At 36.9% G+C, this 14739-nt stretch carries 12 protein-coding genes; 8 read left to right on the top strand and 4 right to left on the bottom strand.

All coding sequences use genetic code 11. From position 1 onward, the window contains the following. The first annotated feature begins 11 nt into the window (after nt 1-11). From ACEN25_RS06615 to ACEN25_RS06600, 4 genes are read left to right on the top strand one after another with little or no spacing between them, the layout of a single operon-like run. Nucleotides 12-1013, top strand: coding sequence for a GNAT family N-acetyltransferase (locus ACEN25_RS06615; protein WP_441802228.1), 1002 nt, complete (start codon nt 12-14; stop codon nt 1011-1013). Further along, on the top strand, nt 1010-2110 hold the full coding sequence (locus ACEN25_RS06610) for a DegT/DnrJ/EryC1/StrS family aminotransferase (protein ID WP_441802227.1): 1101 nt from the start codon (nt 1010-1012) through the stop codon (nt 2108-2110). Before ACEN25_RS06615 ends, ACEN25_RS06610 begins: the two co-directional genes overlap by 4 nt. Beyond that, the gene (locus ACEN25_RS06605; protein ID WP_441802226.1) at nt 2103-3392 is read left to right on the top strand and encodes an O-antigen translocase; all 1290 of its coding nucleotides are present in this window, start codon (nt 2103-2105) and stop codon (nt 3390-3392) included. The genes ACEN25_RS06610 and ACEN25_RS06605 overlap by 8 nt, the downstream gene beginning before the upstream one ends. Beyond that, nucleotides 3389-4399: an acyltransferase family protein gene (locus ACEN25_RS06600; RefSeq protein ID WP_441802225.1), complete on the top strand. Its 1011-nt coding sequence runs from the start codon at nt 3389-3391 to the stop codon at nt 4397-4399. The genes ACEN25_RS06605 and ACEN25_RS06600 overlap by 4 nt, the downstream gene beginning before the upstream one ends. Here the strand turns inward: ACEN25_RS06600 and ACEN25_RS06595 are convergent. Then, a complete protein-coding gene (locus tag ACEN25_RS06595; protein ID WP_441802224.1) occupies nt 4368-5519 on the bottom strand; it encodes a glycosyltransferase family protein in 1152 nt (383 codons plus the stop codon). The two genes, ACEN25_RS06600 and ACEN25_RS06595, sit on opposite strands and share 32 nt — an antisense overlap. Before the next feature lie 38 nt (nt 5520-5557). Here ACEN25_RS06595 and ACEN25_RS06590 point away from each other — a divergent pair, with 38 nt between their 5' ends. Together ACEN25_RS06590 and ACEN25_RS06585 are read left to right on the top strand one after the other, a co-directional pair. Next, complete coding sequence (locus ACEN25_RS06590) at nt 5558-6679, top strand: glycosyltransferase (RefSeq protein ID WP_441802487.1); 1122 nt, start codon at nt 5558-5560, stop codon at nt 6677-6679. Then, complete coding sequence (locus tag ACEN25_RS06585) at nt 6648-7046, top strand: sugar 3,4-ketoisomerase (protein ID WP_441802223.1); 399 nt, start codon at nt 6648-6650, stop codon at nt 7044-7046. The genes ACEN25_RS06590 and ACEN25_RS06585 overlap by 32 nt, the downstream gene beginning before the upstream one ends. Here the strand turns inward: ACEN25_RS06585 and ACEN25_RS06580 are convergent. From ACEN25_RS06580 to ACEN25_RS06570, 3 genes are read right to left on the bottom strand one after another with little or no spacing between them, the layout of a single operon-like run. Next, complete coding sequence (locus ACEN25_RS06580) at nt 7033-7965, bottom strand: glycosyltransferase family 2 protein (protein WP_441802222.1); 933 nt, start codon at nt 7963-7965, stop codon at nt 7033-7035. The genes ACEN25_RS06585 and ACEN25_RS06580 overlap by 14 nt on opposite strands. Beyond that, nucleotides 7958-8848 carry a glycosyltransferase gene (locus ACEN25_RS06575; protein WP_441802221.1) on the bottom strand — a complete coding sequence of 297 codons (891 nt, stop codon included), beginning with the start codon at nt 8846-8848 and terminating at the stop codon, nt 7958-7960. Before ACEN25_RS06575 ends, ACEN25_RS06580 begins: the two co-directional genes overlap by 8 nt. A 15-nt stretch (nt 8849-8863) precedes the next feature. Then, entirely contained in the window at nt 8864-9547 is a 684-nt protein-coding gene (locus ACEN25_RS06570; protein ID WP_028376135.1) for a cell division ATP-binding protein FtsE, read from the bottom strand. 343 nt (nt 9548-9890) lie between these two features. On the opposite strand from ACEN25_RS06570, the gene ACEN25_RS06565 reads away from it, so the two are divergent. Beyond that, nucleotides 9891-12908 carry a tetratricopeptide repeat protein gene (locus ACEN25_RS06565; protein ID WP_441802220.1) on the top strand — a complete coding sequence of 1006 codons (3018 nt, stop codon included), beginning with the start codon at nt 9891-9893 and terminating at the stop codon, nt 12906-12908. A 54-nt stretch (nt 12909-12962) separates the two neighbouring features. Continuing rightward, on the top strand, nt 12963-14711 hold the full coding sequence (locus tag ACEN25_RS06560; RefSeq protein ID WP_441802219.1) for a TonB-dependent receptor: 1749 nt from the start codon (nt 12963-12965) through the stop codon (nt 14709-14711). Nucleotides 14712-14739: the final 28 nt, after the last annotated feature.

Here is a 14739-nt window from a genome sequence, read left to right as displayed (position 1 = left end):
AAACTGCACGTTTGTCAACTTTCAAAATTGTAAAATATACTACAGCATACAAATCCCGTTGGGATCGCTTTGTAGCTTCGTTAAACGGAACCTACAAAGGTTCTAAAAATACTTCATTCTTATTTCAGCGTGATTTTATGGAGTATCATAACGATCGGTTTGAAGATTATAGTTTAATGGTTTTTGAAGGCGACCAGGTGCTTGGGGTGCTTCCTGCAAATAGAGACGGAAACAAAGTCTATTCCCATCAAGGATTAAGCTATGGTGGTCTTGTGCTTGAAGCCGAAATACGCCTGCAGACTGTCTTAGAAGTTTTTAAACAGTTACTTCAGTTTCTTTCGCAAAGCGGAATGCTAACACTTGACATTAAAGTGTTGCCGCAATTTTATCAGGAATTATCCGGAGATGAACTCGATTATTTGCTATTTCTAACGGAAGCAACACTCGTTAAGACCGAAGCAGCTTCCGTAATTGACTTACGTAACCGCATCCCACTACACAGCTCGCGTAAAGACGGAATACGGAAAGCAAAAAATAACGGTTTAGAACTCGTAGAGACTAAAGATTTTACATCTTTTTGGAATACCATTCTTATCCCAAACCTGCAGTTACGACACGACACTATACCTGTTCATAGCTTAACGGAGATTAGTATGCTTGCCGAAAAATTTCCATACAATATACGTCAGTTTAATGTGCTTGATGCAGAAGAAACCTGCGTAGCGGGCGCTACTATTTTCGAAACGCCTACAGTAGCACACGTTCAATACCTTTCGGCGAATGAAGACCGGCAGCAACTGGGAAGTTTAGATTTGCTTTTTGATTATTTAATTTCAAAATATAGTAAAGAAAAATATTATTTTGATTTTGGAACTTCAAACGAAGAAGCCGGTAAGAAGCTCAATGGCGGACTCCAATTCTGGAAAGAAGGTTTCGGTGCCCGAACTCGCGTTCAGCGCACCTATAACGTCGCTACAGCAAATCATACCCTCCTTAATGATGTTATACTATGATTCCGTTTTTAGATCTTCAGAAAGTTAATGCGCCCTTTACAGCCTCGTTTAAGAAACGCTTTGATGATTTTTTACAGGATGGTACTTTTATTTTAGGAGGTGCTGTTTCTCAATTTGAACTGGAATTTGCAAAGTATTGTAACACATCTCATTGCATCGGGACAGGAAATGGTTTTGATTCACTTCGGCTTATTTTTGAAGGCTTAAAGCTACAAGGAAAACTAAATAATGGAGACGGCGTTATAGTCGCTGCAAACTCGTATATCGCTACTGTTCTTGCGGTTTTAAGTGCCGGGTTAAAGCCTGTATTTGTTGAAGTTGAAGAACAGTTTTTTAATATTGATTTACAGAAAATAGGCGTGCCTGATGCATCTGTAAAAGCGGTTTTAATCACACATCTATATGGGCAATTAGGAGCAGTTGAAGCAATTTCCGCTTATACTAAAAAGCACAATTTACTGCTGATTGAAGATGCTAGCCAGGCTCATGGAGCTAAATTAAATGATTGTAAATCCGGAAATTTTGGTCTTGCTGCTGCGTTCAGCTGTTATCCTACAAAAAATCTGGGAGCATTAGGCGATGCAGGTTTGATCACAACTTCAGATGCAACCCTTGCAGAGATTATAAAAAAACTAAGAAACTACGGTAGAAGTTCAGCCTATGAAAATGAGTATGCAGGTTTTAATTCGCGTTTAGACCCGTTACAAGCTCTATTTTTAAGTGAGAAGCTAAACAATTTAGATGCACGAAATACCCAGCGCAGATCAATTGCTGCGCGCTATGCTGCAGAAATTAATAATGAACATATAAAACTTCCGTTTTGGGATTTATCTGAAAATCATGTTTTTTATGTTTACGTAATTCGGGTTAAAAACAGATCACATTTTTTAAAGTATTTAGAATCTTGTCAAGTTGGTTTTGCACTTCATTATCCTATACCGCCGTTTAGGCAGGCGGCTTTAAAAGACTACAATGCACTCAGCTTTCCCATAACGGAAACCTTAGCAAACGAGAGTGTAAGCATCCCTTTAAATACAACACTTACCGAATCTGAAATTACAATCATAATAGCAGTTTTAAACGCGTATAATGCTTAAGTATTTACGACTGCTTATCGCACAAAATATACTGCTTAAAGTAAGTTCGTTTAATGCCATAGGTATTTTTGTGCGTGTGGTTTGCGGGTTAATCATTTCAAAATTAATTGCGTTTTATCTGGGCGCTTCGGGAATGGCAATTCTTGGGGATTTGCGTAACTTTTTAAGCTCGGTACAGAGCGTAAGTCAGTTGGGTATTAGTAACGGGGTCATTAAATATACTGCTGAATATAAAACTGAGAAACCCAGATTTAATCGTTTAGTAGCGACTGCTCTAAAAATAGGATTAGGATGCTCGATAGTAGTAGGTTGTATCTTAGTAGTGTTCTCAAATCCTATAAATTACTTTGTGTTTAATGGAGTACATGACTATACATCTATAATAAAAATTACAGGTTTTGTATTGCCTCTATTTACTCTTAATGCATTACTGGTAAATGTTATAAATGGGATGGGAGCTTATAAAAAAGTCATTCAAATCAATGTAGCCACTAATGTTCTGGGTGTGGTCGTTTCCGCCTTATTAATTATTTACTTCAATCTTTTTGGAGCTTTACTCGCTTTAGTAATTTCGGGAGTAATGGCTTTAGGGATAACAGGTGTTTTTCTGTTGAACAAGCGGCATTATTTTTTGCAAATTGTAAGAGCGCGCATAGATCTTGAAATCGTAAAAAAGTTAGCATCTTATGGCGGGATGACTCTTTTTTCTGCAATTGCATCACCCTGGGTTTATATAGCGATTCGTAAACATATTATTAAAACTGACGGAATTGTAAATGCCGGTTACTGGGATGCGATGCTGCGCCTTTCTGAATATTATATGATGTTTGCCACCACATTGATGACACTTTATTTTTTACCTAAGCTCTCTGCGGTTGCCTCAAAAAAGGAATTTAGAACAGAGGTTTTAAATTTTTATAAAACCATTTTGCCATTTTTTGGAGTTGGTTTGATTCTTATTTTTTTGTTGAAATCATATATTATAAAGATTGTATTTAATGCCTCATTCTTAGAGATGCGATCTATTTTTGTATGGCAACTTGCAGGAGATTTTTTTAGGGTGGCCAGCCTGGTAATTGCATATCAATTAGTAGCAAAAAATAAATTTTGGTTATTTATAGGTACTCAAATACTTTCATTAACAATCATCTACCTGTCTAGCCGGTTTTTTATAGATGCTTATGGGTTTATAGGTGCAGCAATGGGACATTTATTAAGTTATGCCTTGTATTTGCTGGTTATGGTTGGGGTATTTTACAAATCCTTATTCGGTAGATTATGATTAAATCACTGGCTTCATTGCGTTTTGTTTTTGCTTTCATGGTGTTTTTACATCATATAGGTATTTTACAAGATGCCATAGGACACGCCTTTTTTTACAGTCTTAGTGGGTTTATACTTTCGTATGTGTATCAAGAGCGATTTGTGCAGCAGCGGTTTACTAGACGTGCATTTCTAAAACTTCGATTTAGTAGATTATATCCTTTGTATATGCTCACACTGCTGGTTGCAATTCCACTCACAATAGATGCATTTACGGTTGAGCCTACTGAGGAAGTTTTAAAATTGGTGAGCAGTATTTTTATGCTTCAAAGTTTTATTCCTGTGGCAGATTATTATTTTTCTTTTAACGGTTTGGCGTGGAGTATATCAGATTTGTTTTTCTTTTATATGCTCTTCCCAATACTTATTAAATGGATACCTAAGGCTTCCGCGAAAGCATTACTGGGAAGTTCTATTTTAGTTATGTTGGTTATTTTTGGCTTAATGCAAATTGTACCCGAAGCCTGGCAGCACTGGTTTTTTTATGTGAATCCGTTTTTGCGTTTAGCAGATTTTGTATTGGGAATGGTACTCTTTCAAATATTAAAAAATGTAGTATTTAAAAAATACGAACCCAAATTCACATTTTACGAAATAGTTGCGTGTTTACTGCTTATAGGATTTTACTGGGCGGCACCATTGTTTCCTAAAGTGTTGCGGTATTCAATCTATTATTGGATTCCTATGACGGTTTTTATTGGTGTTTTTGCAGTTCAAAAAGGATATATATCGCGTCTTTTAACTAATAGGGTGATGCTATTTTTAGGAGAACTCAGTTTTGGGTTTTACCTCTGGCATCAGCTAATTATACGTTATGCCTATCGTTTTGTAAATCATTACCACTTAGGAATAAATATATGGCTTTTGATAAGCCTGTGTTTTCTAATAATACTTGTAGTAAGTTGGTTCTCATATCGCTATTTTGAAATGCCACTCAAGCGGAAACTGCGTCAGTTTTGGTTTTAGCCGTTTCCCAGGCTTTAATGTATTGTTTTGCTATAGCAGTACTATCGTGATATTCTTCAATAAACTTTCGGGCATTCAAGCCTATTTCAGCGATGCGAGAAGGATTTAAAATGAGTTGCTCCAAATCATCAGCGATTTTTTCAGCGTCAGGTATAGTATGTATAGCAACACTGTTTTTAGCAAGCTTGTAGTGTTTTGTAAAAAGCTTACCGGCACCGGTAAACACTGCTTTGCCTTTTGCCATCGCTTCCAGAGCATTGTAACCTTGATCTTCGGCGTAGGTCTGATCTAAAATGATATGTGCATTATTGTATGCGTTTATATATTCGGCATACGGAATATTAGAAACTGAAACTACCTGAACACGATTGGGATATTTAGTCTGAATAATTTTAAGTGCTGCTTCAAAATAGTTGTTTCCTTTTTTATAATAATTTACCTGATTGATGCCGTGAAAAATCACAATAGGATTCGGTTTAGGAAGTGGTAGCGCAGCGAGTTTTTCTAAATGAATAGGATTGGGAATAAGACCATAATAATCATCCACGTTTGTATAAGCAGGATGGTAATCAAAATCTGTACTTATAATGAGGTCCTTTAATTTAAATATGAAGTCGTGGTATTTTTTATGACTTAAAGAAATATACTGCTCACTATACGGAAACTTAATTTCAGGATGTTGTAAAATAGGATGATGCTTCAGTTTATTAAGGTTGCTCAAATAAATTAAATCATCGCCACAGGCCAGAATAACTAATTTAGGAGTTAATTGCCGCAGCCGTTCTATAATTCTACGTTCTATAAAATAAGGAGTTTTTAAGGGGTATTCATTAATAAGCTGAATAACATCATAAGGTTTTTGATCTACCAGATAATCTAATGCTCTGTAACCAATTTCAAGCGTAACAATATCAAATTTTGTGAGTCGGTAAAGGGCTTTTCGATAAAAGTTTAACAGCGAGTAACCGGTTATACGCTTTGCTTTTAGTTTTACGTCTGAAGGGTAATCTTTAAAAGCATCACCGGTGCTCATTAAAGTCACGGTGTGACCTAAATTTTGCAGTCCGGCTTTTAGACTGTTGTGCAGATTGCTGTATTCACCTACCAGCAGAATTCTCATAATTTGCGTTACTTTTAGCCTGAAAAGATACACATTCTCTGAGACCAAAGCTTAAAAATATAGGTATTCTAACTGAGTCACTAGCGGGAGGCGGTGCAGAGCGATCTGCGGCTTTACTCTCAATTGAACTTACAGATTTAGGCTATGAGGTGCACCTTTGTACAATTACAGATGCAATAGGGTATGACTACAAGGGGAATTTGCTAAATCTTGGGTTATTGAAGAATACCCGTAATGATCCCTTTAATAAATTAAAAAGGTTCCTCTATTTTAAAAATTACCTGAAAAAGCATCAGATTCAGGTGATTCTTGATTTTAGAATGCGCAACTCACTTATAAAGGAAATTGTAATTAGAAAGTTTCTTTACAAAACGAGTCTTCCGGTTTATATGGTGCGCAGTTCACATATAGCGTATTACTTTCCGAAAAATAAAACGCTCAACAAATGGTTTTTTAAGAATAGCTTTATAAATGTACTCAGTCATTTAACCAGATTAGAGCTAGAAAAATGCTACAAGCTTCAACATATTGAAGTTATACCCAATTCTATTTCGTTAGCATCTTACGCAGATTATTATGGTTTACCAGATGGTATTCAAAATACATATATCATTGCTTCGGGAAGATTAGAACGGGGTGTTAAGCAATTTGATAAATTAATTGAAGCGTATGCAGAAAGTATATTGCCCGAACATAATATAGATTTGTTGATTCTGGGACAGGGCGAAATGCTTGAAACTTTAAAAGTACTGGTGGCAAGGAAACATTTACAACATCATGTGCATTTTAAAGGCTTTGTCAAGAACCCTGAAAACTATGTAGCTAATGCGCTATTTTCGGTATTGTGTAGTAACTACGAGGGATTTCCCAGAGTGATTCTTGAAAGTCTGGCGTGTCAAACTCCGGTAATTGCGACCAACTGTCCTACCGGTCCCGCTGAAATTTTAGATGGCAGTAACGGCATTCTCGTGCCGTATCAAGATTTTAAAGGCTTAACAAAGGCCATGAATGAATTAGCCTTAAACACCGAACTTAGACTTAAATTTAAGGCTGCTGCCCGAGCTAGTATTCGTAAATTTGACACTTCAGTAATTAGTACAGACTGGCAAAATTATTTGGAACGCATTTATGAATATTCCCAGACGCATAGCATTACCTAAGATAGAGGATCAACGAGGAAATCTTTCGGTAATAGAACAAGATTCGCTCCCTTTTAAATTTAAAAGGGTTTATTATTTATATGACGTGCCTAGTGGCGCTTCGCGTGGTGGTCATGCACATCGTAAACAAAGTGAATTTCTAATTGCGCTATCAGGAAGTTTTGATGTGCTTATAAAAACAGGCAGCGGCCAGGAGGTTTTTACGTTAAATAAACCTAATGAAGGCTTGTTGATACCTAATGGATATTGGCGTGAGCTTGATAATTTTTCAAGTGCTGGTATTTGCCTGGTTGCAGCCGAAGATACTTTTGAAGAAGACGATTATATTCGTGACTTTGAAGATTTTGTCGCATTTAAAAAGTCGTAAGTCGCTTGCCTTTAAAAAGCATTTTCTGTTTAAAATAGCGTATGCTGTTGAGCATTGCTGGAGGTGCATATAATAAAAAACGCTGCTTGCTATTTAAAAAGGCGGTATCTACATTTTTTCTCATGGCTATGAAGGCTTCAGTAGCGCGTTCTGCCTTATACGAATTGCAGAGGTAATAATAGTTTAGATGAATAAACCTCTTTAAGGAGTCATTACCTGCATTTTCTAATAGATATTTGGCATAATCAGGTTGTTTTTTTAAACTCAGTTTGCTGCGCGTAATTTGATTTTCACTTTCGTATCTATAGTGGCAGGTCGTAGTAGCGTCAAAAGCCAATTTATAATTAAGGTTTGCACGTATAAAAAAATCGGTATCCTCAGCGTAGGTTATTGTTGGATCAAAGCCGCCAATAGTGCGAATGATTTTTTTTTTAAAACCGAAACTACTGGGAGTAATAAACGGCTGTTGTGCACTTGTTTTAAAATAATCTTCAATGAGAAGAGTAGTTGCTTTAAAACTTGTTTTTGTCTTAGGTTTTACGAGTAATCCGTTAGGTAATAATTCGCTGTAAGCAGTACCGTAAAGCTGAGCTTCAGGATAGGAATCAACGAGATTGGCAATCTTTTGAAGATGATTGGGAAGCCATAAGTCATCTGCATCAAGAAGGCAAATTATGCTACCCGAAGCGTGTTCTATTCCGGTATTTCTGGCATTTGAGAGTCCGTTATTAAACTGATTTATAAGTATTGTTTTCTCATTCTTAAGACTTAGTACATGATGTTCACTTCCATCGGTACTCCCGTCATTAATAACTACTACTTCATAATCTGTGAAGCTTTGAGCATATACAGATTGTAAGGTTTCTTTAATGAAATTTGCCTTGTTATATAGCGGTATGACGACAGTGATTTTAGGCATCTTCTTTCAGGATTTTAAGAAAATAATACAAACGATAGGCATCAAAGAGTTTTAACGAGGGATTTGAAGAAATCAAGTTTTTTACCACCTGCTTTTGAATGCGGTGGAACAATTTTAAATAGCCATTAGCAACACCTGTTTTTTGCATTTTAAGTGCGATTTGCTGTATAGGCCTATAATCTTTTGCAATAAGGTCGTGACGCTGCAAATAGACTAAAGTTTGCAGACCCTCATAAGTTTTTTGAAGATAGGATTCAGAATCTTCAAGTCCTAAATGCATCACCGGGTTTTCAAGATGCAGAACCACTGCCTTAAGTTTTTTTAATCTATACGTTAGATAAATGTCTAAGCCATACAAATTTGTAAGAGGCATATGCAACTCCAGATAAAGACTTTTAGTGATGGCTAACCCCGCTGCGGTGATAGATTTGTAAGGATTCAATTCACGTTCGTTTTTTAACCGGCTTTCGCGGTTTTTACCATAAACCCATCGCAGCATTTGATTCTTCTCAGGGATTTTTTCAGCATATGCGATACCTCCAAAAATAACCTGAGCACGCTGCATATTTAAAACTATTTGCTCAAGAAAATCTGAGTTAACCGGCAATACATCTGCATCTAAAAAAAGAAGCCAATCATAGTGCGCCTCTTCTGCAAGAAATTGGCTGGTAGCGGTTCTACCTCTATTGGTTTCAAACTGCGTATAGGTACAATGTTGAAGACCTATTAAAAACTGATTTTTAGATTGTTTCTGAAGATCTGTAGATGCATCGTCTGCCACCCGTATTTCGTATACGAGATTTAAGGTTTCAGCCATAGTGCGAATGCTGAAAACCAATTCTGAAACATCAGTATTAAAAACCGGTATGAGAATAGATAACATACCTACAAGTTAAACTTAAATGGTCTTTTGTACGACTTCAAAGATTTTATTTCCGTCGCATTTAAGCGTTTTTGAAGGGTATTTTAAAAGCAATGCATAATCGTGAGTCGCCATTAAAATGGTATTTCCATTTTTATTAATTTCTTGAAGCACACCCATAACCTCTACAGAAGTTTGCGGGTCAAGATTTCCGGTAGGCTCATCTGCTAAAATAAGCTCAGGGTCGTTGAGCAAAGCACGGGCAATTGCTACACGTTGTTGCTCACCGCCAGAAAGCTGATAAGGGTATTTAAAGCCCTTTGTTTTCATACCTACTTTGTCTAAGACTTCATCAATCTTAGTATCCATATCTGCCTGAATTTTCCAGCCGGTTGCTTTTAAAACAAACTTGAGATTTTCTTTTACGGTACGATCATTTAGTAATTTAAAATCCTGAAAGACAACGCCAAGTTTTCGGCGTAAAAAAGGAATTTGCTTCTCTTTTAAGGTCACTAAATCAAAATCTACAATAGTGCCTTCTCCTTGTTGCAAGGGTAAATCACCATAAAGCGTTTTCATAAAACTACTTTTACCACTTCCGGTTTTACCTATGAGATATACAAACTCACCTTTATTTATAGAAAGACTTATATCTGAAAGAATAAGGCTTTCACGCTGAAAAATAGATGCATTTTTAAGTTGCAGAACCGGTGTTGACATAAAATATAATAAATAAAACCCACTCAGTGTGGTGATTAACTGCTAAAAATCTACAGATATTAGTTGGCTGATTCAATTCAGTTTTAAAGTAGCATTCATCATACGATTTATATACTGTCATTTTAAAACCGAAATCAAAAGTACAATAACTATTTGATTTGATTACAGGCTCCGCACGTCAAAGCCTTGTTGAAAACTCGTTTAAAATAAGCGTTTAAAGTTCTTTTGAAGAACTGTACTCTAGATATAATTATCCTAGTTTTGTAGCGTTACTGGTAGTAGTCATTTAGTTTAGCTAACGCTGAAGAATCGCTACTAATTGAATTTAAACACAACCATTTTTATGATGAAGAAATATGTACTTCTGGCACTAATAACGCTGGTTACGTTGCCCGCAGTTACTGCACAGCAGTCTGAGGCTTTTACAAATGAGCTTGCAAAATACAATAAGGCACTTACCTTATACAACAGTAAACAATATTTGGCTGCTCAGGCACTTTTTGGAGAAATTAAGCAGGAAACTACAGACCCTACGATAGAAGGAGATTGTGCGTATTATATCGCTAATGCTGCAGTACGACTCAATCAAAGTGGTGCAGATGCTTCTATGGAAAAGTTTGTAGAAACTTACCCCACAAGTACAAAACGAAATGCAGCGTACTACGATGTAGCAGAATATTATTTTGAAAACGGTAAATACGCAGCATCAAAACGCTGGTATGAGCAGGTAGATTTAGACCGCTTGAGTTATTTAGAACTGGAGCGTTTTAACTTTAATATGGGATATGTTCATTTAAAAACTAACAGTCCTGACGAGGCAAAAGAATATTTTAGACGCGTACGTAACTCAGAAAAATACGGTCCGCAAGCCAAGTATTATGAAGGGTTTATGGCTTATGAAAATGATGATTACGAAGAAGCAAGTCAGCTATTTGAAGAAGTAGAAGCAGAAGAAGGCGTTCGGGAAGATCTGAGTTATTTTAAAGCAGATTTAAACTTTAAAAAAGGAAATTTTGAGGAAGCGATACAATTAGCTAAAGAGCAATTGCCTGGCGCAACCCGCTTAGATGCTTCAGAATTAAATAAAATAATAGGAGAGAGTTATTTTAATCTGGGTAATTTTTCAGAAGCACTTCCGTATTTAAAAGAATATAAAGGTAAACGTGGTCGCTGGTCTAACACAGATTACTACCAGTTAGGCTATGCTTATTACAAACAAGGCGATTTTGAAAGCGCAATAGGGGAATTCAATAAGATTGTAGACGGTAAAAACAGTGTGGCTCAAAATGCGTATTACCATCTTGCCGATGCTTATTTACAAACAGACCGCAAGCAGGAAGCGCTTAATGCGTTTCGTAATGCGTATCAAATGGATTTTGTGCCAAAGATTAAAGAAGATAGTGGTTTAAACTATGCTAAGTTAAGTTACGAGATAGGTAATGCATATGAGCCGGCACCGCAGGCAATAGGAAATTACTTAGAAGCCTACCCTAATACAACAGAGCGTCAAACCTTAGAAACGCTTCTAATTGATTCTTACATTACTTCTAAAAATTATGAAGGGGCTATGGCGCTGATTGAAAATAATAGAAATTTTCAAGACAAAGAAGCCTACCAGAAAGTAGCATTCTACCGAGGAATCGAATTGTACAATGACGGAAATTATAGTGAAGCGATTGCAAATTTTGAAAAATCACTTAAAGATCCGCGTACTGCGAATTTTACAGCTCGCGCATTATACTGGAAGGCAGAAAGTGAGTACACGCTTAATAACATAGACGATGCACTACTAACATTTAAGCAATTTGAGCAAAGCAATGCGGCGCGTACGTTGCCAGAATATAAGGACCTGGGTTACAACTTAGGTTATGCTTACTTCAAAAAGAAAAACTACGATCAGGCAATCAAATATTTTGAAAGTTATACCAAGTCTGGCGCTTCAGATAATGTGCGTAAAGTAGATGCGTTTATGCGTCTGGGAGACAGCTATTTTATAAGCAGTAAATACTGGCCGGCTATGGAAGCTTACAATGCAGCAATAGAGATGCCGGGAGGTGATCGCGATTATGCAACTTTTCAAAAAGCGATTAGTTATGGTTTTGTAGATCGTAACCCTCAAAAGATTGAGGCGTTAAACAGTTTTACAGCTCAGTTCCCAAAATCGAGCTACCGCGATGATGCTTTATATGAATTGGGTAACACTTATGTAGCTACTGGTAATAACGATAAAGGTATTGAAGCCTATGATCGTCTGGTACGTGAAATACCAAAAAGTAAGTTTGCTGCAAAAGCGCAGCTTAAAAAAGCACTTATTTACGATAATACCGGTCGCAGTCCGCAGGCATTGGCGTTGTTTAAAAAAGTAGCTCAGGATTATCCGGGAACTCCAGAAGGGGTTCAGGCAGTTGCTTCTGCAAAGTTGATTTACATAGACAACGGGCAGGTAGAAGAATACGGCCGCTGGGCAAATGGTCTTGATTATATTTCTGTAGAAGATTCAGAATTAGACGATGCTGCTTTTTCTTCCGCGGAAAAACAATTTGTAAACAGTAACAATGCGGTGGCTATTCAAAATTTTGAAAAATATTTAAAAGAATATCCTAATGGGCAACGTGCTATGGAAGCACATTTTTACCTGGGGCAGTTGTATTTTGGTAAAGAGGAGTTTGCGAAAACAATCCCGCATTACAAGTATGTTATTGATAAAGAGCGTAGCGAGTTTACAGAGCAGGCATTAGCACGTTTAGGGCAGGTTTATTTAAGTGAGCGTAACTATGCCGCTGCTGTACCGGTGCTTCAGCGTTTAGAGAATGAGTCTGATATACCACAGAATACCATTTTTGCACAGAGTAACTTGATGAAGTCACATTACGAACTTAAAGATTACGTGCAATCTGTTTCTTATGCAGAGAAGGTTTTAGCAAATGCTAAAATTGATAATAAGGTAAAAAGTGATGCTCAGGTAATCATTGCCCGTAGTGCGATGAAAACGAATAATGAAAGTCGTGCAGCAGAGGCGTATGCGCAGGTTCTAAAAATAGCAACAGGAGAATTAGCTGCAGAAGCCTTGTATTACGATGCGTTCTTTAAAAACAAAAAAGCTGACTTCAAGGGCTCTAATGTACAGGTTCAGAAACTGGCTAAAGATTACAGCGGTTATAAAGAGTATGGTGCAAAAGGGCTGGTATTAATGGCTAAAAACTTTTACGAGTTAGGCGATGCATACCAGGCGACTTACATTTTAGACAGTGTAATTACAAACTTTACAGATTATCCTGAGGTAGTTGCAGAAGCAAAGCAAGAACTAAAGCGCATCAAAGCAGCAGAGTCTAAAACGAATTCATCTTTAGGAGAAAATTAAAATTCAGCAATGCTTAAAAATTTGTTGAATCAACTTAATTAGAACAATCAAACAATGATTAAAAATATAAAATCAATTTTCACTTTAAGCTTTATACTGGCAGCAGCAAGTTATGCACAGGCACAGGATAAAGATAATTTAGGAACTGAAGTTGTAAATGTAGTTAAGCCTTATACTCCTGAGATAGGTGATGCCTTTAAGGTAAAAGCGACTCCGGCTTTAAACGATTCTGTGAATACGGCTAAGAAGAAGGTAACTTACGGGATCTTTAGTGTACCGGTAGCCTCTACTTTTGCGCCAGCAAAGGGTAAAGCGGCAGCGGTAAAAAAGGCTAAGCCTGTAAAGTTGTATGATAATTATGTGACGTTAGGTTTTGGTACGTATACCAGTGCTTTGGCCGAACTGTACACCAATTTTGAAATAGACCGAAATTCAAATTTCGGTATTTATTTAAATCACAATTCATCGCAAGGTGGTATTGAAGATGTGGTACTCGACGATAAGTTTTATGATACCGATTTAAATTTGAATTACAGCTCGCGTAATAACAATTTCAACTGGCGTACAGATTTAGACCTGGGGCACAAATTATACAATTGGTACGGTTTAGATCCGCTTGTGGCACAAACGCAAACAATTGTACAAAATATAGATCCTACACATAGTTTTTACAATGCTGGTTTAAGTGGAGCTATAGAATTTAATGAAGGCTTTTTTGAAGGAGCAACAGCAAGCGTAGGATATTTTGGAGACTCGTTTAAATCTAGCGAAATACGAGCAGTAGTCGCGCCAGAATTTATGGTGCCTATCGCTAAGCAAAAATTAAGCTTAGACCTTAAACTTGATTACGTAAACGGAAGTTTTGAAAATGAAGATTCGGGTATTACGGAAACAGATTATACGCATTTAATTGTAAGCGGAAACCCAAGTATTCAAATTTTAAAAGAAGACTTAACGCTTGATTTAGGGGTGAATGTGGCTGCAGATTTTAATCCTAATGCTTCTAAAGCAGACCTTAAAGTATATCCTAGCGTTAGAGCATCGTACCGTCTGGTAGATGAGTATTTTATTATTTATGGAGGTTTAGAAGGTGACTTAAAACAAAACACGTATCAGGAGTTAGCTTCAGAAAATCCGTTTGTATCACCAACATTAAATACCATTTCTCCTACAGATCAGAAATTTGATTTATACGGTGGTATAAAAGGTAAATTAAGCAGTGCGATGAGCTACAACCTGCGCGCGAGCTATTTGTCTCAAGATAACCGTTTATTGTTTAAAAATAATGCGAGAACTGTGGGGAGCGCAGATGCAATGGGTGCAGCAGGCTATCAATTTGGAAACTCGTTTGGAGTAGTAAATGATGATTTGGGTACGCTTTCTCTTTTTGGAGAATTAAACTTTGACGTAAACAGCAATTTAAAAATGCGTGTTAATGGAGAGTTATTTAGTTATGAAACAGAGCTAGAAGAAGAAGCATGGAATTTACCAGACTTTAAAGCTTCTTTCTTTGCAGACTACCAGATCGACAAAAACTGGTTTGCAGGAGTAACCTTATTTTACGTAGGGGAGCGTTTTGATCAAACAGATGTGCGCACAACAGCGATTAGTACAAACCCTATAAAAGTTTCATTAGAAAGTTTCTTTGATGCAAATGCACACGTAGGATACCGCTTTAATGATCAACTTTCGTTTTTTGCACGCGTAAATAATGCGTTAGGCAATAATTACCAGCGCTATATTAATTACCCGGTACAGGGATTACAGGGGATGGCCGGGGCGACCTACCGTTTTGACTGGTGATTTTAGTACAATAAAATCTTTAAAAACT

Source organism: Leeuwenhoekiella sp. W20_SRS_FM14, assembly GCF_052119605.1.
Taxonomy (GTDB): Bacteria; Bacteroidota; Bacteroidia; order Flavobacteriales; family Flavobacteriaceae; genus Leeuwenhoekiella.
Note: the sequence above shows the minus strand (reverse complement) of the source record. Positions and strands in the feature narration are given on the sequence as shown.